Consider the following 26,514-nt stretch of genomic DNA (forward strand, 5'->3'; position numbering starts at 1 on the left):
TTACTTCATCACCGCACCTTCCGGGCAGACGATGGCCAGATAGGCTGCCACCTGCGCACGGGCATCGGCCTGTTCAGCGGGAATCTGGTTGATGGCTCCCAGGATGAGCATCCGGGTGGCGGGCCGCATCTGCCCGGCGCAGAACAGCAGGTTCAGATGATCCACCAGGTGCGCCGGAGTCGCGGCCAGAGCTTTTTCACGGGAGAGATCCAGAGGAAACCGGTAGGTCTCCCACTGGGAAAAACCCTGCACCATGATCTGCCACAGCCGATTCGGAAAGGAGATGGAGCTGAAGCTGTCGGTGATCTGAAACACGGGGCCTGCCAGATTGTTTTGCGTGAGCAATCCTGGCGCACGGTAGTCAGGCCGGTAGAAGTTAAAGACACTCGGCGAGTAGGTGGGTTCCTGGCGGCTGGCATTGAAGAAATCACCCCAGTCCCACCACAGCAGATCCGGCACCTCTTTCAGGCCAAAGGCGCGGGCCAGCGCCATGGTGCGGATCACCGGCTCCTTCAGCCGACCGTAGGAAGCTCGCCCCGTGATGCGAGGATCACGGGGCTCTTCATCCAGAAGGATCGCCTTCACCACCGCCTTCAGATCTCCCCGCACGCCCTCGCCATTGTCGGTAAACACAGCCGCAATCCGTTGCACATAGGCCGGGCTGGGATTGTCCATGACCAGAAACTGGATGAGCTGTCGCCCGATGAAGACCGGCGTGTTCGGATGCTCAAACAAATGCCGCACCGCATCCCGCACATCGCGCTCCGCATTCTCGTCCGTTGCCGCCCGTGCCGGGATGACGTAGCCGCCTAACAAAGTTTTCTTGCCAAAGTCATGGTATTCGCCACGCAGGGTCATCGGCGTGGCCAGGTCCTGCTCCGTCCATCCGCCGCCGCCCCAGTTGTGCCCGCCGAACCAAAAGCCTGTCATCACACGGGCGAGCTGGGTGATCTCCGCATTGCTGTACGTGGGGATCGGCTGCCCTTGCCCGTTCAGCTTCTGCGTGCCGTCAGGGTTCAGCTCCCACAGCCCGATGGTGAAGAGCTGCATGATCTCACGCGCATAGTTCTCATCCGGGTAACGGTTGATGGAAGGGTCCGCCTTTTGGTTGCCCACATGGCTCAGGTACCGGCCCATCACCGGGTGCATCGTCACCTCCATCAGCAGGTCGTGGTAGTTGCCAAAGGCATGCCGCACCAGGAGATCGTAGTAGTCAGCCATGCCCAGGCAACGGCTTTCTAGATTCGCATCCCGGCGGGAGGTGACCAGGATCTGACTGAGGGCAAAGGCCACGCGCTGGCGCAACTGGTCCTCCCCCTGGATGCTCGCCCGGGCAAAGGCCGTCATCATGTTGTTGCCGAAGAGGAAAGGCGCTTCGATCTCCCCTCCACGGTTGAAGTTGCTCTGCGAACGCTGCCCCAGCATGTCGTCGTAGATGCCCTTGATGTAAGTGGCGTGCAGGGTGGATGGCTTGGCCACCTGCTCCTCGATCCAGCCAGCATAACCAAGAGTTTGCACACGCTGAATGTCTTCAAGGGTCGGGCCAAAGGCCGCCTGCATGAGGAAGCGCGAGGCCTGGGATCTCATGATGGCCGGATTGCCTCCATTCGCACTGCCGCTGCCCTGGCCAAACTGCTCAAGGAGGCTCACCAGATCTCCCCCCACCTCCGCATCGGGCACACCGTCGGCATTGAGGTCCGTATAGACGGGTGGCCGCACACTGCTGGCCACCATCGGGTCAGAGCCCAGCACGTTCACCTCCGTCCAATCGCTGACGCCATCCCCATCCCTGTCCACATCCTCCAAGGCCAGCCGGTAGAAGGTGTTGACCGGATTTTGCAGCACGTTGGCAAAGGTCTGCTGAAAGGCACCCCCATCCGGCACCGGCGCACCGGCCGCAGCCGCCCAGTCGGCCAGGTTGTTCGACTGCCAGACACGGCCCGTTTTATGAAGCAGCGCTGGCCAGCGGACCGTTACATCCGCACCCACATGATCCACAGCGGACCAGAAGCGCGAGTTCGCATCGAAAGGATCCGTACCCGCCGCAGCTTCATCACCATTGGTTAGGCCATCCTGGTCCGCATCCAGATGCCGGGGCAGAATTCCGCCGCCGGCCCAGTGCTCCCAGGGATCTGACATGCCATTGCCATTAAAATCTTCCATGGCTGGCAAACCCGGAGCGCCGTGGTAGAAGGGCGGCAGGCTGCCCGCTTGGAGAGGATGGCTGCCGCCCTGCACTTCCAGTCCATCGGGTGCGCCATCGTCATCGCTGTCGCGATCCCGGGGCATTGTACCCACCAGATATTCACGGAGATTGGTCAGGCCATCCAGATCGCTGTCCACCCCGGCATCGGCGGCATTGTTTTTATTCAGCGTGTGCAGGTCCTCCCACCCATCCGGCATACCATCTTCATCGCTATCCTTGTAGACGGCAAAGGCTGGCGTGTCCTCCAGCGGCGTGCTTTGGAAAAACATCTGCACCCCGTCGTGGCGGGTGATTTCCAGCCGGTTGGCATTCGGCGGATCGCGGAAGTCCTGCCAGTTCACCGCATTGTTATGCACGTTCGTGGCGAGGCGGCAACCTGTGAAGCTGCGGCTGATCACCGTGGCGCCCGTGTCCTGATTGATCAGGCTGAAGGTGAAGGACCAATTCGTCTGCGAACCCGTGCTGTTGCCGAGGATCTGAAAACGCAGCCTATCAGAGATGTCCACACTACCATGCCCGCTGAACCCTAGCGCGGCTTTGTGATCCGTCGGTGTCTCAGTCCAGTCCGCGTCCCAGATGTCCCAGCCATCGTTGTCAGGGTGGCTGAAGCCGTTCTCAAAACTGGAATACAGAAAATAGGAAACCCGGCCGCCCTTCACCCGCAGCGCCACCTGGAAGGCATCACGGCCCGGATTGGCAGCATTGGCCAGCCGGAAATTCATGAGCTGGTTGTCCCCCCAGGGCATGTCCGCCAGATGCCCCCGGGTGTGATCCCAGAGGAGCTGCACATTGTCCACCACCCAGATGAAATTACGGGGCGAGGTGGTGACGATGGGCATCTGCCCATTGGCGGCATCGGCCTCCAGCGGATGCGTGCCTTGGCGGATCTCTTCCGGGTCGCTGCGCCCATCGTAATCGCTGTCGGCCAAATTCGGATTGGTAGGCCATGGCAGGTTTTGCACCTCCGCTCCATCAGCCAGCCCGTCGCCATCCGTATCCGCGATCAGCGGGTTCGATCCCGTATCCGTCGCATTCACCCACAGGCCTGTGCCCGTTTCCACCTTGTCCGTGAGCCCATCCCCGTCCGTGTCTGCCACATGTGGGTCCGTCTGCCGGGTCCATTCGCCCAGATTGTCCAGGTCATCGCCATCCAGATCCCCACCCGCATCGTTGAGCACCGGGTTCAGCCGGTTCGCCAGCTCCCACCACGTGGGCAGACCATCGTTGTCGGCATTCGCAGTTGCGTCCACGATCTGCACGCCATGAATGCCTACCTCATACCAGCTAGTGCGGAAGAGTTTCAGGTTAAAAACGCTGCCAGTGACGTTGCGAAACCGGATCGTATTGCCTCGCCACGGAACACTCTCACTGGAAACCAGCGGCTGGATAAAACGCGTCTCCGGGGCCGTGCTGGAGGTGACAAACCAGCGGTCGCTGCCTGCACTGTCATTCAGCCGCAGCCGCCCTTTGGCACCATCATACACGGAACCCACATAGACGATCACGTCATAAGTGGCATAGGGCACGTGGCCAAAAGTGAGGGTGCCGCCAGTGTCATTGTTCACGCTTAAAAAGCCGTCGAACAGCTTGCCCGTGGAACTGCCACCCTGGCCGCTGGCCCAAAAACTGGAGCTCGAGCTCCAGCTCATCGTCGTGCCAGTGGGAGCGCCTGCACTGTTCACCAGCACCCCGGCCACAGGGCTCGCCACGGCCTCCTGGTTGCCCGTAGAGGAGTTCCAACTGGTGAGCGGAATCGTGCTGTTCCAGTTCATCTGCGGGGCAAAACCAGTGACGGCCAGCGCCGCGAGGGCATTCTCTGGATTCAGCTCGGAAACAAAATTCAGTCCGATGCTACCACTCCAGGCCGGTGGGGTGCTGCTCGCCAGGGCGGGATTGAACCCGGTCCTCACCTCCCACGCATCAGGCGCACCATCATTGTCCGTATCGGCCAGCAGGGGATTCGTGGGCGGGGTAGCGGAGGTTTCTTCGCCATCGCTCAGGGTATCACCATCCGTATCTGCCCGCAGGGGGTGGCTGCCCAGTTCCACCTCACGGCCATCCTTCAGCCCATCGCCATCCGTATCGGCCACACGCGGGTCCGTTTTCAGGGCAAACTCTTGCAGGTTGCTCAGGCCATCCCCATCCGGATTTCCGGCAGCGTCCGCAGCCAGCGCATCGCTGAGCCCATGATCTTCCTCCCACCAGCGTGGCAGATCATCGTCATCCTCATCCACCAGCGCGGTGGGGTGGATCTCCAGCCTCAGCGCATCAAACTGCACCCAGCCGTCTGCCGCACCACCGATGCGGGCCACTTGCAGGATGTTCTCGCCAACAACTGGGGTAAAGCTGCCCGCATCCACCTCCACCACCACGGTGCCGCTGGCGGTCACCATCTCCGTTTTCAGCACGGTGCCATTCAGCCGCACCTCCAGTTCATGGGCCCCGTAGCCGGGCTCCTCCCAGTATCCCCAGACATGGTGGAAAACAAAACGCAGCCGCAGTGTTGGCGTGGCTTGGTTGGCCCCGAGGTTAAAATGAATCCGGGTGAGCGGATTGCCCGGACCGAGGGAACGCTCCAGATTCGTCCATGGCTCCGAAGAGGCAACCGTGCCGATGGGCGCGGGATAAGTCCCCGCAAAGTAAAAATCATTGTCCAAGGCAACCGCACTGCCCGGGGCCGCATTGGTTCCCCAGATGCGATCGCCAAACTCCTCCGGATTGCCATCCTGGTTTCCCAACACTCCCAGAGAAGTGAACTCACCCTGCAAAGCAGGCACCCCGAAGAGCAGGCCCAGGGCGATAGCAGGGAGAGTCAAACGACCTTTCATGACGGGAGAACTTGGAAAACAAACAGAGGAAGATTAACCCCAGCGACTGGTTCCCGCAATCACAGCGCAAAGTTTCACCCTCGTGAACCAAAAACACCCTTTCTCCCCTTCTCAAAAATGAAGATTTCACCGCTGCCAAGGGAAAAGAGAAGATTTTGGCCCCTGGATTGCTGCTTGACGGAAGTGAACCGGCAGTGATTGGTTGCCCCCCGACATCCGGGCTCCCTATGATCGAGTGGGAAAAGCTTCTCTGGTTAACCAGCTACATCATTGTTTCCGCCGGACTGTCCGCCTTTGGGGCGCACAAGGTTAAGGTTCTGTACACCTATTGGAAACATCGCAAAAACCCGCCCAAGGCTCTGGAGGAGTTCGCCGAACTGCCCGTGGTGACCATCCAGCTCCCCATCTTTAATGAGGCGGATGTCTTGGGCCAGCTCGTGGCCTCCATCAGCGCCCTGGATTATCCGAAAGACCGGCTGCAGATCCAGTTTCTCGACGACTCCACTGACGAAACGTCCCAAGCCTGCGAGCAATACGCTCAGGCCATGCGGCAGCAGGGCTTCGACGTGGAATACCGCCACCGCAGCAACCGCCAGGGCTTCAAAGCCGGAGCGCTGGATGCCGCCATGGCGACGGTCAAAGGCGAGTTCATCTGCATCTTCGATGCCGACTTTGAGCCGGAACCTGACTACCTGAAGCAGACCATCCACCACTTCACCGATCCCCAGGTGGGCATCGTACAGGCGCGATGGGGCCACAAAAACCTGGACTTCTCCCTGCTCACCCGCCTTCAGGGCATCCTGCTGGATGGACACCTGATGATGGAGCAGACCTCCCGCAGCCGGCAGGGTGAGTTTTGCAACTTCAACGGCACCGCCGGGCTCTGGCGCCGCTGCGTGATTGATGAAGCAGGCGGTTGGAAGCATGACACGCTGACGGAGGATCTGGACCTCAGCTACCGCGCGCAAATGCTCGGCTGGCGCTTCATTTACCTGAATGACATCATCGTCCCTGCGGAGTTGCCGCCGGACATGGATGGCTTCAAATCCCAGCAGCATCGCTGGACCAAGGGCTCCGTCCAAGTCTGCAAAAAGGTGCTGGGCAAGGTCTGGCGCAGCGATGAGCCCTTCATGAAAAAGGTGGAGGCCACCGCCCACCTGACCTCGAACTTCGCGAACTTGCTCACCCTCTGCACCCTGGTGCTGCTGTACCCAGTGGACTTTCTGCCGGTGAATTCCTGGCAGAAGGCGGTCTTTGTGGACCTGCCCGTGTTCCTCTTTGCCACGGTGGCTGTGATCGCCTTTTACCTCACTGCCCAGGGCGCACAGCGGCGTTTGGGCTGGCTACAGACCATCCCCTACATCCCGCTTTTCATGGCGCTAGGCATCGGGATGTCCATCAACAATGGCAAGGCTGTCATTGAGGCCCTGCTCGGCCAGGAGTCCGACTTTGTTCGCACACCGAAGTATGGGGTGAACAGCCGAGCCCAGGCGCAGGCCTCGAAGAAATCCTTCCGCTACAAGGCGGGCAAGTCCCTCTGCCTGTGGATCGAACTCGCACTGGTCGGATACTTTGGCCACCTTTTTTGGATGGCGGTGCAGAAGGAGCAGTGGGGTTCCCTGCCCTTCCTCGCCCTGTTCCTCGGCGGCTTCCTCTACGTTTCCCTCAGCTCCCTGATGAAGCGCTTTTCCATGGCCACCTTCACCCCGCCCGAGCCCCCCTCCAAAGGCCCAAGCGAGAGCGAAGAGACCGAAGTGGTGGTGGCCTAATGGGCTTTAATTATTTTAGGTCTTCCAAGGGTGCACCTCAAGAGACTCGCTCATCGCCTCTAAATTTCAGTTGGTAGTCGAGGCAACACTTCCCAAACAGAGGAGGGTGCACGCGCGAAGCTGGAGAGCTTCGACTATGGACGCCATAGCTGCCCCTCTGGTCAAGCCTGTGATTTCGATTCTTGATTCAGTCAGGGGTTATGGCTTAGCCACTAGACGGAACTGCCATTCTGTCCTCGCCGTAGCCTGGATTGACAATTCAACGCGCTCCTGAGTGTTACCGGGGGAGGGGGAAACCTGAATCACTTTATAGTCCACGTCCGGAGTCAAGGTGAGCCAGGCGTCGCCGTCCTGGGTGGCCTGGAGGAGATAGTTGGCAGGATTTGCACCCAGAGGGCGAACATACACAGCAGTGTAATGGCGCGTGCTATCCTGCGCTGGGGCGGAAGCGGTAACATTCAGGCTGCTGGTCTCGGCCACGCCGTCCCCGTTCACATCCATCGCGGCGGTCGGTTCCTCCGCATTCACGCTGAGTGGGGCGCTTGGCTGCACGGAGACTTCAGGCACCACTTCCAGCCTCAGATCATCCAGGCTACAGCCGCTGTTCATCGCCAGTTCCACATCCAGGCTGACTAAATTGTGGAAGGTTGCAGGAAAGGAGAAGGTTTCAAAATCCACCGCTGACCCTGCACCATCCATAACCCCGTCCAGCGTAAAGGTGACCTGGGTGGTTTCGCCTCCGTCTAGGCCTCCTCGGAAAGTGACCTGGGCCGAGCCATTGAGATGACTGCCATACTCGGCCAGGCTCACGGAATGAGGAGTAAAGAGCCCTCCGTTTTGCCTGACCACCCGCATGACATGGGGACGATTATGAGTTGTTGACAGAGCAATAAACGGGCTGCCATTGCTCGGACGTCCCACGACGTTTGAACCCAACTGGTTGAAGATGTTGTACCCCCCTGTGCCATAGCGGTGCCCGGTGACACTGAAGCCGGACTCCAGGTAGGTGCCCAGACCTTTAATCCCCGCCGCCGAAGGTGCGCCTACGCCAAAGTCGAGCCGAGTGGTGGTGGCCTGCAAAACGGCTGTTCCACTGACTGGCACGGCACGTGTCAGCAGGGCCTGACCGGGCACGGCGAAAGTGAGCGTGGCTTGGTTAAGGCCTGTCTCTGTTGGAGTGAAGTGCACGGTGACCTGGGCAGATCCTTTGGCATTCAGAGTGATCGGAGTGAGCGGTCCGATGAAAGCCGGATGGGTGGACGTCATCACCACCGTGACATCCTGGGCCGAATAATTGGTGAGCTCAAAGACGCGGCTGGACGTGCTGCCGGGGGGAATCTGGCCGAAATCCGCAGATTTCGGAGTCGCCAGCAGCGCGGTGAGCGAGGTCGCTTTCAATTTCCCCGCGACGGCATCAAACTGCACCGCGCTAAGGCCATCTGGCGCCACGGCGGAGATGGTGGATCCAGTGCTGAGATCCAGCAGGTGCGCACGAGTCGCCGTTTGATAAACGCCCCGGGAGCCCAGCGCCAAATCACCAGAAGAAGAAGTCGCCACGATTTCTTCTGGGTAGTCACTGCCTAGTATCTCCAGGTCACGCGTGCGGATGGCCGTGCGTCTGTAAAACAAGCCGGCCCCATCGGCTGAGCCGACGACCCGGGAGGGGAGATTTCCTGGCAGAAGGTTGAAGAGAATTCGCTGCTCAATGAAGCTCAGATCAGGCTGCCAACGGCTGGTTTCGAGAGTGCAGTAGTTGTATTCTTTTTTGGCGATGTAGCTGTCCCCCGTGATAGGGTGCATCATGATGGCCTTATCTTGTGAAGAAGAATCGGACCATAGATACACACCCCTAGGTCCTGCAGCATGGATGGACAAGGTGGAGTGCCAAATGGCCTCAGCCGCTGGTGAGGTCTGCAGCCGGCGCAGGCCTTGTCGTTCGACTTGGTGTAGCAACGTGACCGGAGTTTCATAAATCGAAGGAGTGTGGCTCGCCGTGTAAACATAGATCCGGTCTTCTCCTTCGTGCACCGTCATATCTCTCATGACTCCTGAAGGCATGGACGAGACGAATTCGATCTCGGCGGTAGCGGGATTGATCCAGAGAATGTGGCCTGCGTAAGTCTGATTCAGCCCGTAGATCCACGGCAGTTTGGGATCAGGCACCATCTTCTTGATATTGAGTGAAGTCAGCATCCGGCCTTGAACGGGAATGTTCTGTAATTGCTGCCCCGATAGGAGGCGGAGAGTGGAATTTGGTGAATGCTCCGGATACCAGGTGCTCATTTTAAGCAGCACGGTCACGGTGGCGGGCCCTGTGCCGGATGATGGGGAACAAGTGATCCACGATGCGTCGGACTCCAGAGTCCAGGGCGTGTCTGGGCTCGCGGAGGTGAGTGTGAGAGTGACCGTCTTGTCAGTTCGGTCATTGCTGTAAACGGATGCTCGGGCAATCTCCTCAGGCTGGGCCAGCACGTCAGGCGTGCGGAAGCTCCATACGGGCCCAGGAATCCGCACACCGTCTGCCCCCAGGCGGTCCACCCGCCAATAATACATCTGCCCCAGGACCAGCCTACCTTGTGCCAGGGCCAGTGAAACGGCCGAGGTGCTGCCCAGATAAAACTCGGATGCTTCCGGACCTGCCGCCGCCACCGCGCCAGCATCGTTCCCCAAATAAACTTGGTATTCGGAACTCTGCGGATCACCGCGCCAGCTCAGTTCCTGAGGCAAATTTTTTGCCACGGCTGCGTCGGGAATGTGTGGCGAGAGGCCTGCTGGTGGCAGTACGGACTCCAGGCCAGGAAGCAACTGGAATTCAGCCCGACGGCTGGTTTCGTTGAAGTAGATAAAGCGCGTCTGATCGGCGGTGAAGGCTCCCACCTGTGTTTGGGGTAAGAGCAGGGTATCCACTTTCTGCCAGGGACGGGTGCGGTAAAAAGCGCTGCCTGAAACCATGATGTCGCCATAAGCCGAGACGGCGATCGGGGCATAGGTATTGTCGGCCTGGATCCGTGCCCGTGTTGTCAGGTCTGAGGAAGCAAAACGAGTTTTCTGGTAAATGAGTTCCTGCCCGTCTGCGAGGAGAGTGAGGCGCTCAGAATTCGCAGGCGTGTAGTAGCCGAGCCCGAGCCAAGAATTCGCCAGCAGCTCAAAGGTGGACGTAGAAACGTCCAGTTTGAGGAGACCTCCATACCCACTCTTGGGATCCACCGCCAGGTACAGAGTTTTGTCGTCTGGAGCTGCGACCACTTCCCTGACGGCTTCAATGTTCGGATGTGAAAACACCGCGGTATCCACACCTGCCACATAGTCAAACTGATGCAGCCTCGGCTTCTCCAAGGCATCAATGTAATATACGATCCCTGGCCTGCCCGCTTGAACATAATAGCGCGCATAGGAATCCGTTTTTTCTCCCGTGATGGGTGGCAGCGGTCGCTGGTCTATGATCGTCAGCGTGTCCAGATTGATCCGGGTAAGGCTGCGCGCGCGAAAGCTGATGGCGTATAAAGTGCTGCCATCGCTGCTGATGTCGGCGTCCATAATGTCCGTCGGGAGAATGACCGCATTCGTGATCTGCGCGGTGTTTGAAAGGGTCGTCAAAAAGGAGGGCCGGAAGCTGTCGGTGCCGCGCTGAATACCCAGTACGCGCCCCCCGTGGTGGTCCGTCAGCATCTGGGTGAAAGCCTGGGGGTGCACAGTTACAAACACCTTCACCCTCTGCACCAAGCCACCTGAAGTGATGATTACGTGCCCCCAATGATGGCCCGAGGCTAGCTGGGCATAACCGAGAGTTAGTACTGACGAACCTGAGCCGGATCGCTCAGATACCGTCAGCCAGGGTACGTCCGTATCCACCACCCAGGATGCCGTTTCGCCGTCGCGGACCTGGAGGGATAAGGTGCGGGGTTGGGTGGGTGCGCCTTCCAGGAAGTCTTCCCGCACCAAGCGTGGGGAGGCCTCTAGAACTCGGGGCTGAACGGTCAGCGTGACAGGTACCTCTAGCACCCCTTGATTGACTGGGGCGTTGCTCGTCAGACGCAGAGTCAAGGGATGCACCCCCACCTCTAAATCCGGTCGTGCATGCAGGCGCAGGGTGAGTGGAGACGAAGCCCCAGCAGGGGTGCTCCCAGAAACGGGGGATACGGTGGCCCACGGCTGATGATCATCCTTGGCGACGCGTTCCACGAATGTCTTCATCAACTGGTCCAGCGCGGAGGCGGGCAGCATGCCTGTGCCACTTGGCGTGGAGAATAGCAGGTAATAGACGCGGGAGCGCCCAGACAAACCGGTGATCTCATGGTTATCATAGGTCGCATTGTCAGGGTAGTTCCGGGTCAGGCCGGGCCTCTCTTCGGTGATGATAAGATGATTGACCGAACTTTGCAGGAGTCCGAACACCTGCTTGAAAAAACCCGTGAACCGTACGCCCTTGGCTTCGCGGTGGATCACGCTCCCGTGGAGGCTCCGTTGCTCGTTGCCGTAGGAGCTACCGAGTGACCCAGTGATGTGAAACCGCTGGAGGCCGTCCAAGTCGGCGGCCATGAAAAAGACGCCATCTTTATACTGGGTGAAGTACCTGCCATGTGGGCCGACTTGTGGATGATCATGGATCTGGCCGTCCGTGTAAGGGACACCGCTTGATCCCCAAGTATTTTCAGGCCGAAGGATGTGATTGCCTCCCTCATAATAGCCGTAGAGAGGGTCACCAGACAGGTAGGTGGTGCGAAAAAGCTTCGTGAGATCCACAAGCGGGGGCAATGCATCCGCCAGTCCCTCAACGGCAGAATCAAAACGATTCACCACCTCCTCGAGTTCTGGATGCACCACGGCAGGCTGCTCCACCGTCACCAGTTCCGCCCTCCATTCCAGGGCGTGTCCATTCCCAGGATTGGCCACCGTCAAGCTATGCTCACTGGACTTCCCAGGCAGTAGCGTGGCATCAATTCGCCCCGGGTTCACTTGCAGGCGTGGCTCCGACAATCCACGGCCCCGGATGGGTACTGAAATGACCGGTGTGCCTGGCATATTGGTTGCAATGTCCAGCCTCCCTGAATAATCCCCCACCTGCTGCGGCGCGAACTTGACCACGAATGTCCGCGACGGAGGAGCATAGGTATTGGGGTCAAACATGACCATGGGGAAAGAATCACCTGTATAAGTGAACTCCGGGAGGGTGGAGGTCATGCCTACAACGCTGTATTTCGCGTTACCAGCATTTTGCAACTTCAACTGCAAGGTGGCCTGCCCATCCACAAAGGTGTCTGGAAAGACGAGCTCATTCGGAACGATGGAGAGTTTCGGCGCGGCCTGGCTTGTGATCGTGACATTGGCGATCAGGAGCGGATTTAGCCGATCATTGGTGGTGAGACGAACGTTGGCAGTATAGGTTCCCGGGCTATGCGCGGCACTGGGATGAATGGCGAGCTTTAGGTCCGTCGTCTGACCGGGTGCAGTAGTGCCTGAAGCTGGGGCTAAGATCTCAATCAAGCCACCAATCGAATACGGGGAGGTTAACGCGGTGCTCCACACGAGGTCTGCAGAGCCGGTGTTGGTGATGGTCATCGTCGCCGTTTGAGTCGTGCCCGATGGAAGGGTGCGTGAGAGGTTAGGTCCGAGTCCGGCTGCGGGTCCTCGCATGCCCAAGCCGGAGAAGGGGATTTCCAAAAAAGCTCCATTGGCCGCATCGCTAGCGATGGTCAGTTGACCATTCATCTGACCCGCAACTGTGGGGGCGAAACGGACCGAAACGGCACGCGTGCCGCCCGCCTGAATCGTGATGGGGAAAGTGAGACCCGGGGCACTCAAAGCATCGTGGCTGGAAGTGATGTTTGTGATCGTCAAAGGCCGATTTCCGGAATTGCGCAGGATGCAGGCAAGAGACGAATTGGAAGAGATCAGCGTCTCGGGAAAGGTCTGCGCCGCATCTGCTACCAAGATGGGAGCCGCTGAGATCGTCAGCCGAATGGGGACATCGATCTTGGGAAGATCCGGGGCATCCGTGACGAGCTGAAGCGTGGCAGGCACCAAGCCGGCGTATCGGTTCTGACTATTGAAGGTGATCTGCATCTGCCCACTGCCGCCTGCCGCCACTGTGCCATTCGCCGGAGTCAGCACCAGGGAGGGGTTGTCAGAGATCTCACCCCACCACTGTAAGAGGTCTCCGCCCGGGTTATGCACAGTCACCGTCTGGGTGAAGGTGCTGTCTGGCAGCATGGTGGCCGTAACGGCTACCGGATTCACCTCCACCTGGGGTTTAGCTCGCACGGTGGCGGTGACAGGCACGATGAGGCTGGGGGTGCGGGAGGCGTTGGTGACGATTTGCAGCTCGGATTCGAAGTCCCCTGCCGCGTCGGCTAGCAACCGTAATTGGATCGTTTGCGCTGCCCCTGCCGCCATTGTGGCGGAAAAGGGAGCGACCACTGAAAGTTGTGGGTTGTCGGTGGTGATGGAGCGGATCTTGATGGCTTGGCTGCCTGTATTTCGCAACAGAAGTGCGGCCTCGATAGGTTGCCCGGTCCACACCTGAGGGAGGGTAAGTGCCTCCGGCAAGCAGGCCAGCACAGGGGCGGCTTTCACGCGAACGGTGACGGGAATTTTCACGCTGGCTTTCTGCGGGTCATTGCTGGTCAAAAACAGATTCGCGGTATAGTTGCCAGCCGCCAGCTCTGCACTGTCCACACGTAGTCGTAGATCTTCCTTTTCTTCAGGCTCCAGAGTCCCTGTCACAGGCTGCAATTTCAGCCAGGGGGCGGGGGATTCTGCCACGTCCACGTAAGCCTCCAGGATTTGCTGCAAGGAGTGATCCTGGAGCCTTTCGCCCCCGGCTGTCATGAACATTAAGTAATGCACCCGCGCTTTGGGTGGCAAGTTCCACAAGGTATGATGATCGAACCGAGGATGGTTCTCGTAATGATGAAGGGCACTCTCCGCCTCGGTAATGAAGACATGATTCAGTGAATCCATGTGGCCACCGTGAACCTGCTTGATCCAGGCACGGAAAGTGCGGCCCTCACGCTGGTAAACCAAGCCGCTGGAATCCACCTTGCGCCCGGTGGTGGAGTTTAGGGAACCGCTCACCCGGAATTCCCACATTTCAGTTAAGCTGGCATCCGCCACGGAGACAAAAAGCCCGGGGTGGTACTTGCGTGTGAAATAGCGCCCCCCACGGCCCAGAGTCTGCGGGTGCCCGGCGATGCGCCCCAGGGTGTAGGGTCGGCCAAGGTTATTGGCTTCATACATGAAATCACTGGTCACGGAGCTGCCCTTATCTCCACCGTTCAGCTTCACGAGGGATGGGATGAGATCCGTCACCCGGCTGATGCCCTTGTTCAGACTGTTCAGCGTCACGCTCAAAGAGGGTGAGCTGGTGCCCAGAGAAGGCTTCCAGTTTAAAGTCGCCGAGCCCGTATTTTGCACCTGCAACGTCTGTTCCCCGACGCTGTCCGCTTCCAGAGAGAGTGTGGGAAATTTCCCGGGGGTCACGCTGAGCACGGGCCCTTCAGGCGCTGTGCCAGAAACCGTAACTGTGTGGGTGGAGGTGACGGCATTGGTCTTGATCTGAATCTGGTCTTGAAAAGAGCCCGCCGCGGTGGGCTTGAACGCCAGCGACAACTCGCGAGAGCCGCCAGGCGGCACCACCAAGGGCAGTGCCTGACCGGCCACAAACAGGGAGCTGGTGGATTTGACCGAACTGATGGTTAGGTTGGCGCCGCCTGGATTGGATATACCCAGACGCATGATTGAGCTGCCTTTGGCAAAGGTATCAGGGAAAACCAGGCTTGTCTCCGCCAGTGTCACCAAAGGGGCAGGCAAGACCTTCAAGACCACACTGGTATACACATACGATTGATTCGGATCATTAAAATTGATCAACAGCCTCCGCTCGTAGTAGCCTCCCGGTCGGGTGTCTGTCGTGTTCACGGCAACGGTCAGAGTTTGGGTCTGCTTTGCCGTTAATGAACCTTCGGCCTGGCCTGTCAAGGTGGCCCAAAGGGGTTCGTAGGAGGACTCGTTCAGTTCTGCCTTCCAGCTTAGAGGCGGAGGCCCGCGGTTGTTAAATTTGAAAATCGCTTGGCCAGACGCGCCCTGTTTGAGTGACAATGTCACTTTAGTGGGTGCTTTTTCGAGGGAACCTGTCTCCACTCTTGCGCCCTTCAAGGGGACAATGAATTGCGGGGAGTCTGGATCATCGCTTCCGATGACTATTTCCGCCACGTAGTGTCTCCATTCGGATCCTTTAAAATGGACTGGAATATAGATCAGTCCTCCGGGTTTAATCGTTGTCGCTTGGGAATAGGTCGAGAATGCCGCTGAATCAATGCCCCGAATGGAAACTCCAGAGACATTCAGAGCTTTGCTGCCTTGGTTGTTCACCACCAAATGAGATGAGACCAGTCCCATCGTGTGCAAAACGCCGAAATCCAAAATGGAATGGCTCACCTTAATATCCGGGGTGCCCTTCACCTGGATAGTCAAAGGCAGAAGAACCTGCGGGGCATCTGGAGAGTCGGTGGTAAAAAAGGCCGTGGCATCATAAGGCCCGTCGATCAGCAGGCGCGCATCCAGTTGCAGCGCCAGAGAGGCGGTGGCTCCCGGAGCCAGAGTGCCTGTCGTGGCAGCAGGGAGCACCCATTCTGCCGTTCCCGCTAGACCGTCAAAAAATCGGTTGGCCAAAACACGGGCATCACCGCTGGCGAAGTTGACTGTATGGGTAAGTTCATTGCCCGCAAAGATCATGCTACCCAGCCCCAACTGAGTCATTGCCACGTGCGCAGAAGATCTGGAAGTCTGAGTGACGAGGGGCTGGGCTGGCGGCAAGACGTTAGCCGTGGCCGTCGGGGAGACCTCATTCAGGGTCTTGACGCCCCAGGTCAGCGAATGCGGCAGGATGTCTGTGTAGGTCGAATTAAGGTAAGCCTGATAGAATGCGGAAATGCCGGTGTCCTCAAACAGTTTGTTCACGGCGCCGATGGAGGCGTTTTCATCTGCCTCGCACAAAAGCCCCGCGCCCTGTTTCACCCGGTCCCGCAATAGTTCGATTTGCTCAGGGGTCAGCAGGCGGATGGTATCATCCACCACGATCATGGAGACCGCCTGGATCAGGTCGGGCGTAAATGTAGCTGGCAGGGGCACAATGACTGCCCCGCGCCGCCGCAGGTCCTCTAGCAGGACGGCACGATCTGATTCCTCTCCCATAACGCCGATGCGTACGCCGTTGAGTTTGCCCAGGGACACCGTCTGGCCCGGAACGTCAGCGGTGAATGTCGTGAGGGTCTCAGGGGCGGCCTCTGGATCCGTCGCCCTAGCCAGATTGAATGCCGTCAGAGTCGTCATGACGGGGGGGGTGAGGCCGGATTTTAGGTGCAGATTCCAGTTCAGCGGGGTGCTGCCGCGATTTTCCAACGTGACTTCGCTAACTGCGATGGCCCCAGAATCCACCGTGGCCAGGATTTCGGTCGGAGTTACCTGTAACGCAGTCCGTTTCAGTGGGATGTCCACCGCGAGATGATCCGGCGGAACTTCTAAGCTCAAGGGAGTACTGGTGAGATAACCGGGTGCGGAGGCTTTCACCTGATAGTCACCCCCAGCTAACACCAGGGAATAGCGCCCCTGGGCATCCGTCGTCGCCTGTCCTTCCTTCGGCCCCGTGTAGTGCAGTACCGCCCCCGCTAAAGGCGCACCGTCTGTGGCTGAAATCACTTGCCCAGCGACCCGAGAGGAACTCTGTAACGGAAGGCTGAGGAACTGAGTTTTTTCCGCCCCTACACACGTCAGGGTGATGACCAACGGTTCATCAAAAGGCGTGGGCGTCTCTGCCCGCACCGTCAAAGCAAAATGCTCCTCTGCCGGGATCTGCTGCCCAGGTTCCAGGTTACCAAAGGCGGCGCTGCTGCGGGTGAGGCTGACCATGGTCCCAAGGTTCTGCCTAGATAGCGTGGCCTGGAGGTCTGTCACAGGCTCAAGACCGGCGTTTTTGACGCCGAAACGAATGAGCAGATTCTCCTCGGGATTAAAGATGCCATCTTCATTGCTGTCGGGGGCTTCTTCCACCGTTAAGTCCGTGATGACTGGCAGAGGGCCCAAGCAATACTGAATCAAGCGGCCCACATTCAGACGTGCTTTGGAAACCAGATTGTGTAAGCCCGGCAGGCGGTCCGCACTCAGCAGCAGGCGGTTTTTCAATTGATCGGCGGGCATCCCCGGTGCCACGCTTCGCGCGAGGGCGAGGGCTCCGGCAACGTGGGGGGCAGCCATGCTGGTGCCACTGGCCGTGCCATACGAACCGTTCCGTAAAGTGCTGAGAATTTCTGAGCCTGGGGCGGCGAGGTCCACCGCCAACGTGCCGTAATTGCTAGAGCTGGAAAGTTTGTCCGCATGGGTGGTGGAGGCCACAGCGACGATGTTGTCGAGGTCATAACTGGCCGGATAAGTGGGCGTCCTGTCCAAGTCGCGCCCGTGGTTGCCCGCTGCGGCGACAAACAGAATGCCTGCTTCCCCAGCCTGTTGGATGGCTTCTTTCAGCAGCAAGCTGTTTTCAGAACCGCCCCAGGAGTTGGAGGTCAGATCCACGCCGAGTTGGGTGGTGTAATTCACCGCGTCAATGGCATCGCTGGTCGTGCCAAAACCTTCCGCGCTGGAAAAACGCACGCTGACCAGGGAGACCCGCCAGTTTACCCCCACGACGCCATCGCGATTGTTCCCCGCAGCACCGATGATGCCCGCGCAGTGGGTGCCGTGGTCGTGGCTATCTAGGGGCGCGTTATCTCCCGCATAAAAGTCCCAGCCGTACACGTCATCCACATAGCCGTTGAGATCATCATCTTGGCGGTTCCCGGGAATCTCGCCGGGATTTTTCCAGATGTTCGCAGCCAGATCGGCGTGGTGGTAATCGACCCCGGTATCAATGATCGCCACCTTGACGGCTCGGGAGCCAGTGGTGTGCTGCCAGGCCTCCGGCGCATCAATATCTGCATCCGCCACACCCTGGGTCTGGCCGGTGTTGTGCAGGCCCCAGAGCTGAGGAAAAGAGGCATCATTCGGCATTTGGGCACTGATGGAAAGCAAACCATCGCGTTCCGCCGTGGCCTTTTGGCCTGCGGCCGGGAAGGATTCTTGGAAGGCTGCCAGGAGCATGTCCGCAGAATCCACAGTGGGTGTGGGGGAAGCCACCAGATACACAGGGGTGGTGAGCAGTCGCTGTCTTAGCTTGAACCCATGCTGCTCGGCCCAGGCTTGCAGGGCTTTCTCCGGCAGGTCCGCAGGCAGCTTGATCATCACATGATCCGCCACCGAAAATGACTGCTGCATCTCCGCTCCTCCCCCGCCTTGCCTCCAGGTTTCTTCGCGAATAAACGGATGCTTGAAGGAGGTGCGCCACAGCTTGAGCTCACGGCTCCAACCACGCGCATCCGGGGGGGCTTTGCGGCTCTCCAGCAGCACAGCTCCTTTTAATAGACCGTCTTCGGGCGCGGCTGTCCACGTGCGTTCCTCCCCTGCGTCCTCATCTCCTGACTCAGGCGGGCTTTCATCGGCAGGTAGTACGGGAGCCCAACTCATCTCAGAGATGAGGGAGGAATCTGAACCCGCAGGCCGTCCGGCGGCCTTCATGAAGGAAGGAAGATGCTTTTCACCAGCGAACCACCCAGCCCCCACCACTAGACCCAAGAGGATGAACACAAACAATCTAGGGCGGCGGAACATTTATTTCGTTAAAAGGAGACTTCGATTTCTAAGAGACTCCACCACGGTAACGTGTGAATGGATTAGTTCACCTTGACTATGCCTTAAGGGGAAAGCATCTCAAGGTGAAAAGCCCTCGCCAATCGGGCTTTGTCCGCCAATGCTGCTGCCGCCCTCTGAGAGGGTCACTCCTTGGTGATGGTCTCATCAAGGTTCAGCAGGACGCGGGCGACGACCACCATCGGAGGAGCTTCGTCGGCGGCTTTGATCTGCCGCTGACGTTGCAGCAGATCCACCAGCAGGGCGGCTTCTTTGGCGGTGGGTGGGCGTGAGGTGCAAAGGCTGAAGCCATGGGAGATGGCTTTGGCATCATCGCCTGCGCCGGCTTTTTCCATGCGATGGGCCAGATGTTGGGCTGCCTCCATGCTGAGGGTTTCATTGAGCGTCATCAGGGCCTGAAGCGGTGTGTTGCTGCGGGCGCGTTTCACGCAGGCCGTTTCCCCATTGGGCACATCGAAGGTGCCGAGGAAAGGAAAGGGGGTGCTGCGACGACGGAAGACATAGACGCTTCGGCGATACTTTTGGTTATCCCCTTCCACCTTCCAGGGAAAAGGAGCGTAGCTCACCGGCTTTTCAAACAAGTACTCCGGGGCCGGCGGCATGACACTGCGCCCGCCCAACTGAGGATTTAACAATCCGCTGACTGCGAGCTGGATATCACGCACCACTTCACCTTCCACGCGGAAGCGAGGCCCGCGGGCCAGTAGGCGATTGTAAGGATCTTTTTCTAGAAGTGCAGGCGTGACTTTGCTCTCTTGGCGGTAGGTGGCGCTGGTGAGGATGAGGCGATGCAGGTCTTTGTTAGACCAGCCTTTATCCATGAACTCGGTCGCGAGCCAATCCAGCAGTTCGGGGTGGCTGGGCAGGCTGCCTTGGAGGCCAAAGTCCTCCGGTGTATCCACCAATCCCGTGCCAAAGTAAGCCTGCCAGACCCGGTTCACCCAGGCCCGTGCTGTGGTGGGAGACTGACGGGAAACCATCCAGCGGGCGAAGGTGAGGCGGGAGCCGTCCGCAGTCTTTGTTAAGGGATTGTTCAGCATCGCAGGTACACCGGCGGCCACTTTCTCACCTGGCTTGAGGAAATCCCCACGCTTTAGTAGGTTCGTCATGCGGGGTTCATCGCGTCCGTCCAGCACCAAGGTGGTGGTGCCTTCGGGATGCTGTTTCCAGAGAGTTTCGATCTCGTCGTTGAGGTGCTTCCATTCGGGAACAGTAGTGCGGAAATAAGCAAAGACGGGGGATGGGATGCCTGCGTCCTTCATGGAGGCATTCTCCTTTTTCTCCACCCAGGTGCGGACGGCTGGTGGCAGGGGATCAGCCGTGGCGTCAGGGACATCGGTGGCGCTGATGCGGTAGCGGCCTAGATTCATCGTTTGCAGGTCATCGCTGTTCCAGCCGCCATGCTTCATGCTGAGGCCGACGGTGAGTTCCATGTCGGGGGTGACGACCAGGGCCTTTTCCAAAACGAAGACCGCTTTGCGGGGCACGTTTCGACGGCCAGGTCCGGCATCAATGCCCCAGGCCGTTTTGGCATCGCCATCGATGGCGTAAGTGACCGGGCCGGTGACGCGGTTGTCCTTGTCCGCTTCCTTGTCGCGGGCGTAGGGCACCAGGGGCGTGTTTTCAGGCTCGCCATAATCAGCAGTGGCCTTGATGAATTTCAGCGGAGTGAGCTTGTCACCGATTTTGATTTCAGCCGTGAACTCGGTGAGGGCGGTCATGCCTTTGATGGAGCGACCTGGGCCATAGGCTGGAAGGTTGGGATCGTTGAGAAGTTCCAGGCGGAAGGCGGTGATGGTGCGCGTAGGGGCTGCGTTCTTCTGGGAGTCCTTGAGGTTCACAACGAATTTGACGTGAGACTTGGTGGGTGCGTAGCCTTGGGCCAGGATGCTGCCGTCTTTTTGGCGGATGGCTTTTTCACCGCCGGAGGGATCATCTTCAAATTTAAGGGTGGTCCAGGCGGGTTGGTTGCCTTTCACCTGAGAGGCCCATTGGTCCAGACGTTGAGGCCAGTCGGCGTACTCGTGCTTCAGCTTGTTTTCCAGGTCCTGGATGCCTTGCAAAAGCTGCGCGCGCTGCATCTGCTCGCTGCTGGTATAGACGACGCGCCAGGGTTCGTTGTCATTGTTCAGGAAGGCGAACATCTGATAGTATTCGGCTTGGCTGATGGGATCATACTTGTGGTTATGGCACTGGGTGCAGCCGATGGTGAGGCCGAGGATGCTTTTGCCGATGGTGTCCATGCGATCAAACATGGCCTCCATGCGAAATTGCTCAGGGTCCACGCCACCTTCTTCATTGATCATGGAGTTGCGCAGAAATCCGGTGGCGACGATTTGGTCCTGCGTGGCTTTGGGCAACTGGTCGCCGGCGAGCTGCTCGATGATGAACTGGTCATAGGGCAGGTCACGATTGAAAGCGCTGATGACCCAGTCGCGGTAAAACCAGATGTGCCGCATGGGATCCTTTTCATAACCGTTGCTGTCTGCGTAACGGGCGGCATCCAGCCAGTGGCGGCCCCAACGTTCGCCATAATGCGGGCTGGCCAGCAGCTTGTCTATGAGGCGATCATAAGCCTTCGGGGAGCTTCTAAAATCCTTCACAAAAGCAGCCACTTCCTCAGGCGTGGGCGGTAGGCCCGTAAGGTCCAGAGAGACCCTGCGAATGAGAGTCTCCGGGGCAGCCTCTGGAGAAGGTTTTAAGCCTTCGCAGGTGAGGCGCTGCTGGATGAAGGCATCCACTGGATGAATGGCGGCAGGCAGGGCTGGCTTCACCGGTGCTTTGAAGGCCCAGTGGTCCACCTTCGTTTCCAGACTGACGCTGGCACTGTCCGGCCACTCGGCCCCAGCATCGATCCAGGCTTTGATTTTGCCGATCTCCTCGGCAGAAAGAGGATCTCCCTTGCGGGGCATTTTCATCTTCGGGTTCCGGCCTTCGATGGCGTGGACCAAGATGGAATCTGCACTGTGCCCAGGCTTGATGGCCAGGCCAAAGTCACCCCCCTTCAGCGCGCTGGGTTTGTGATCCAGACGGAAGGCCGCCTCCTGTTTGTTGCCGCCATGACAGCCGTAGCAGCGCTGCTCAAAGATAGGCTGGATGTCCGCCACAAAATCCACCGCTTGAGCAGAAGAAAAGGCGAGGAGGAAAAGGGAATACCGCAGCATGTTAGGCAAGTTATACGCAAACGCGGGTCAAAAGCCAAGAGCGCCTGGCATGGAGGATTCAGCCTCGTGCAACCATCACGCGAGGACCTTCTTGACGACGTGGCCGTGGACATCGGTGAGGCGGTAGTCACGGCCTTGGGTGTGGAAGGTGAGGCGTTCATGATCGAAGCCCATGAGGTGGAGCATGGTGGCCTGCACATCGTGAACGTGGACGGGATCTTCCACGACATTGAAGCCTAGTTCATCCGTCGCCCCGATGGTCTGGCCACCTTTGACACCGCCGCCCGCCATCCAGATGGTAAAGGCCTGCGGATGGTGATCGCGGCCAAGCGCACGGCCTAACGCCGGATTGGTTTCCACCATCGGGGTGCGGCCAAACTCACCGCCCCAGACCACCAGCGTATCGTCCAGCAGACCTCGTTGTTTGAGGTCCTTCACCAGAGCTGCACTGGCCTGGTCGGTCTCCTTGCAGTTGTTGCGTACGTTGCCTTCGACGTTGGAGTGGGCATCCCAGCCTTCGTGGTAGATGTTTACGAAACGCACCCCGCGCTCGATCATGCGCCGGGCCAGCAGGCAGGCGCGGGCGTAGCTGGGCTTGTCAGGGTCGCAGCCATACATCTCCAGGGTCTCCTTGCTCTCGCTGCGCAGGTCCGTGAGTTCCGGTGCGCTCGTCTGCATGCGGAAGGCCATTTCATAGGAGGCGATGCGGGTGGCGATCTCGGGATCTCCCACTGCACCGAGGCGTTTTTGATTGAGCTGGCTGACGAGGTCTAGCGTGTCTCGCTGCGCGCGCGAATCAATGCCCGCAGGGCTGGAGACATTCAGGATCGGGTCGCCACTGTTGCGGAAGCGCACGCCGTTGTAGATCGTGGGCAGGAAGCCGCTGGACATGAGGGCCGTGCCACCGCTGAGACCTGAGCCGGTGGACATGACCACAAAGGCAGGCAGGTTTTGCGTCTCAGCGCCGAGGCCGTAAAGTGCCCAGGAACCCATGCAGGGTCGGCCCGGCTGGCCAAAACCCGTCTGGAAAAAGATCTGCGCGGGGGCGTGATTGAACTGGTCCGTTTTCACGGAACGGATGATGCACAGCTCATCGGCGATCTTGGCCACATGCGGCATCACCTCGGAAATCCAGGCCCCGCTCTGCCCATGCTGCGCGAATTTGAACCGGGGGCCCAAAGCGGCTGCATCCGACCGGATGAAGGCGTAACGCTGCCCTCCAATGACCTCGGGCGGGATGGGCTTGCCTTCATACTTGGTGAGCATGGGCTTGGGGTCGAAGGTCTCGAGCTGGCTGGGGGCTCCGGCCATGAAGAGATGGATCACCCGCTTGGCCTTCGGGGCGAAGTGCGGGCCCCGCGCGCTCAGGGGATTCGCGGCAGCAGCACCGCTGAGGGAATCCGTCAGCAGACCGGCAGCGGCCACTTTGCCCAAACCATAAGTGCAATCACGCAGGAAGTGACGGCGTGAATAGAAGGTGGGGGTGTGAAACATAGGAAAAAAGAAGGACAACCACGGAAGGCTCGGAAAACACGGAAGTGGGAAGATTGATTTGGATCTTATCTTTTGGGTTTCCGTGAGGGGGCTTAATTTTTGGTGATGAACTCGTCGAGGTTAAAGAGGGCGCGGGAGGCGAGGGTCCAGGTGGCGGCTTCAGGCGAGGGTGCGTTGGCTTGGCCGCAGATTTCAGCGGCTTTGAGGTCGCCTGACTTCAGGCGCGCACGCTGCTGCTGGAGGAAGGTCTGCATGAGCTGGATTTCATCCGCCTCAGGCTGGCGAGAAAGCACCCGCAGGTAAAGCTGACGAAGGGCTGCTTCATCCCCGCCTGCCTCTTTAGCGAGCAGGTTGCCGAGGGCCTGGGCACCTTCCGTGAAGATGACATCGTTCATGATCGTGAGGGCCTGGAGGGCGGAGTTGGAAGCTTCGCGTTTGACTAGGCAGGCGTCTCCCGTGGGCGCGTCAAAGGTGGTATAAAGCGCAAAGGGGGCGGTGCGTTTGCTGAAGGTGTAGAGGCTGCGGCGGTAGCGGTCTTCTCCCGTACTGGGGGTCCACTTAAATTTGCCGTAGGCGACCTCCGTGACGCTGTCCGGCTGGGGTGGATAGACGCTGGGGCCGCCTAACTTAAGATTCAGCAAACCTGCGGCCTTGAGCATGGAGTCGCGGATCATCTCAGCCTCCAGCCGCACGCGAGGAAAGCGGGAGTAGAGAATGTTTTCTGGGTCCTTGGCCTGGCTGAGATCGGAGACCTGGACCGATTGCCGATACGTGGCACTTGTCACCAGCAGGCGATGCAGCTTCTTCATGGACCAGCCCTGCCTAACAAACTCCACGGCAAGCGAATCGAGCAATTCGGGGTGGCTTGGCAGTGAGCCCTGATAGCCAAAGTCATCCACCGTTTTCACCAGCCCACGACCAAACAGCGTGGCCCACTGGCGGTTCACCACCACCCGGGGGGTGAGAGGATTTTCAGGGGACATGAGCCAACGGGCGAACTCCAGTCGGGTCTTGGGGGCCGCCCGAGGAAATGGATGCAGGACGGCCAGGGTCACTGGCTGAACGGGCTCTTTGGGCTGGGTGAATTCCCCGCGATGATGGCGGAAGGTGGGGCGCTGGTGATTGGCCGGGCGCTCGCGCATGACGAGGCTGGTGGGCAGGGTGGGCGCAATGCGTAGATTCCGAATCGCCTTGGCCTCTGCGGCGAGGGGTGGGGCGGTGAGAAGGAAGTGCTCCCACAGGGTCTGCCTTTCAGCAGCAGCCAGTTCCGGCTTTAAAAGCAGGGTAGTAAGTTCGTTGTCCATGTCGTGCGCGACGGCCTTTGAATCTGCACTGGCCGAGAGGCGGAAGTGGCCCAGTGGGCAGGCGTAGTGACGGCCAAACTGCATGATCACACGGATCTCGGCCCCGGCAGGAACAGGCTGTGCCAGGATAAAAACGGCTTCGTGACGTTCGCCATAGCGGGCGGCGCAACTCCAGCCTGTTTGGGGATCTCCATCAATGGCCTGTTGGGCGGTGGCGGGGTTTTTGCCAAAGTTGTTTTTGAAATAGCTCTCCGTCGCAGAGACCACCTTCACGGGCTGGCCGTTCACGATGACCTTGAACTCGCCCATGAAGAAATCGCCTTTCGGGCCTTCGTAGTTGCACATGCCGGGGCCATGCGCAGGCAGGCTTTCATGGGGCAGGGCCTCCAGACGAATGGCGGAGACGGGCTGTTTCGAGGGGGTGAGGGTGAGATCGTAGGTGTCTGACTTGGTGATGTCGCCGGAGGCGAGGACGCTGCCGTCTGAGTCGATGGCCAGCAGAGGAAGATTGGTCGAGGCCTTCGTGGGCTTCAGCGTCTGCCACGGGATCGTGCGAGCACGTTCGGTGGTCAGCCACTGATCAAAGGCCGTTTCTGCGGTGCTTCCGTTTTTTTGGTTAGGCCATTTGGAGGGCAGCTCCTTCAGTAAAGCGGCGGCTTTTTGGAGATTGGCCTCATGCTTCGCGGCGAGGGCGTCATCGGGCAGGTCCAGGTCCGGCTCGTCCGCATTGTTGAGGAAGGCCATCATGCCGTAGTACTCGGTATGGGTGATAGGATCGAACTTGTGCGTGTGACACTGGGTGCACTGCATGGTGAGGCCCAGCCAGGTGGCCCCGGTCGTCGCCACGCGGTCCGTCATGGCATGGAAACGAAATTCCAGGGGATCAATGCCGCCCTCTTCATTGAGCATGGTGTTGCGGTGAAACCCGGTGGCGATGCGCTGCGCCAGCGTGGCCCCGGGCAACATGTCACCGGCGAGTTGCTCGATGCTGAATTGATCAAACGGCATGTCGGCATTTAGCGACTGGATGACCCAGTCGCGGTAGGGCCAGATGCTGCGCTCACGGTCTTTTTCGTAACCGTTGGTATCGGCATACCGGGCGAGGTCCAGCCAGCGGCGGGCCCAGCGTTCGCCATAGGCGGGAGAGGCCAGCAGTTTGTCCACATAGGCTTCATAGGCAGCCTGCGGCTCGGTTTTGAAGGCGGTCACAAAGGCCTCCAGTTCATCCGTCGTGGGTTGCAGTCCCGTCAGGTCCAAAGAGACACGCCTGGCCAAGGTGTAAGGATCGGCCTCCGGGGCCAGTTTCAGTCCGGCTTCGTGGAGCTTTCCCTGGATCATGTGATCCACGGGGTGGACTCCTGCGGGCACGGTGGCGGCGATGGGTTTGGCAAAGGCCCAGTGGGGGGCGTATTCAGCCCCCTCGGCCACCCATTGTTTTAGTGTGGCTTTTTGGGCGGCGGTGATGGGCTTTTTCGCATGGGGCGGCGGCATCAGCTCGTCCTCATCTTCGGAAAGGATGCGGCGGATGATCTCGCTGGCTTCGGCCTTGCCGGGGAGGATGGCTACCTCGCCGGATTTGCCCGCCTTCAGGGCGTCTTCGCGAATGTCCAGCCGCAGCTTGCCTTTGCGACCCTGCTCATCCGGGCCGTGGCAGTGGTAGCAGTGGTTGGACAAGATGGGGCGCACATCGCGTTGAAAGTCGAGCGCCGCGGCGGTGAGCGACGCAGGCAGGGCGAGGGCAAAGATGGCAAACAGACGGGGCATGGGAATCAATGGAGGTAACGTCCGCCAGGGCCACATCCTACGCGCAACGCAGGATCATCCATGCTTTCCCGACGGAGGCAGGTGCAGCGGGGGAGTGGCGATGGGGAAGAATCACAAATTTTCCCCATTTGGGGATTTTTCGATTTAAACCACTGACAATCAATGAATTACGATGGGGACAAAAATCCCCATCTGAGGATGAATGGGGAAACATGGGTATGCCGTGGGGAGAAGGCTGGGCTTGAGAAC

General features: G+C 59.2%; 6 protein-coding genes. 1 reads left to right on the forward strand and 5 read right to left on the reverse strand.

Translation table 11 applies throughout. From position 1 onward, the window contains the following. Nucleotides 1-5,034, reverse strand: coding sequence for a DUF1800 family protein (locus ABEB25_RS19115; protein WP_345738040.1), 5,034 nt, complete (start codon nt 5,032-5,034; stop codon nt 1-3). Between the two features lie 227 nt (nt 5,035-5,261). Here ABEB25_RS19115 and ABEB25_RS19120 point away from each other — a divergent pair, with 227 nt between their 5' ends. Beyond that, a complete protein-coding gene (locus ABEB25_RS19120) occupies nt 5,262-6,803 on the forward strand; it encodes a glycosyltransferase (RefSeq protein ID WP_345738041.1) in 1,542 nt (513 codons plus the stop codon). A 198-nt stretch (nt 6,804-7,001) separates the two neighbouring features. Here ABEB25_RS19120 and ABEB25_RS19125 read toward each other — a convergent pair whose 3' ends face one another. From ABEB25_RS19125 to ABEB25_RS19140, 4 genes are all read right to left on the reverse strand, one after another. After that, on the reverse strand, nt 7,002-18,500 hold the full coding sequence (locus tag ABEB25_RS19125; RefSeq protein WP_345738042.1) for an Ig-like domain-containing protein: 11,499 nt from the start codon (nt 18,498-18,500) through the stop codon (nt 7,002-7,004). Nucleotides 18,501-18,664: 164 nt separating this feature from the next. Next, nucleotides 18,665-21,703, reverse strand: a complete 3,039-nt coding sequence (locus ABEB25_RS19130) for a PSD1 and planctomycete cytochrome C domain-containing protein (protein WP_345738043.1) — start codon at nt 21,701-21,703, stop codon at nt 18,665-18,667. Between the two features lie 75 nt (nt 21,704-21,778). Further along, nucleotides 21,779-23,197 carry a DUF1501 domain-containing protein gene (locus tag ABEB25_RS19135; protein WP_345738044.1) on the reverse strand — a complete coding sequence of 473 codons (1,419 nt, stop codon included), beginning with the start codon at nt 23,195-23,197 and terminating at the stop codon, nt 21,779-21,781. A 92-nt stretch (nt 23,198-23,289) separates the two neighbouring features. Continuing rightward, entirely contained in the window at nt 23,290-26,265 is a 2,976-nt protein-coding gene (locus ABEB25_RS19140; protein WP_345738045.1) for a PSD1 and planctomycete cytochrome C domain-containing protein, read from the reverse strand. Nucleotides 26,266-26,514 lie beyond the last annotated feature (249 nt).

It is taken from the genome of Prosthecobacter algae, assembly GCF_039542385.1.
GTDB classification, from domain to species: domain Bacteria; phylum Verrucomicrobiota; class Verrucomicrobiia; order Verrucomicrobiales; family Verrucomicrobiaceae; genus Prosthecobacter; species Prosthecobacter algae.

Excerpts from the sequence above, each read along its gene's own strand:
- ABEB25_RS19115 (WP_345738040.1), bottom strand. The coding sequence starts at position 5,034 with ATGAAAGGTCGTTTGACTCTCCCTGCTATCGCCCTGGGCCTGCTCTTC.
- ABEB25_RS19120 (WP_345738041.1), top strand. The coding sequence starts at position 5,262 with ATGATCGAGTGGGAAAAGCTTCTCTGGTTAACCAGCTACATCATTGTT.
- ABEB25_RS19125 (WP_345738042.1), bottom strand. The coding sequence starts at position 18,500 with ATGTTCCGCCGCCCTAGATTGTTTGTGTTCATCCTCTTGGGTCTAGTG.
- ABEB25_RS19130 (WP_345738043.1), bottom strand. The coding sequence starts at position 21,703 with ATGCTGCGGTATTCCCTTTTCCTCCTCGCCTTTTCTTCTGCTCAAGCG.
- ABEB25_RS19135 (WP_345738044.1), bottom strand. The coding sequence starts at position 23,197 with ATGTTTCACACCCCCACCTTCTATTCACGCCGTCACTTCCTGCGTGAT.
- ABEB25_RS19140 (WP_345738045.1), bottom strand. The coding sequence starts at position 26,265 with ATGCCCCGTCTGTTTGCCATCTTTGCCCTCGCCCTGCCTGCGTCGCTC.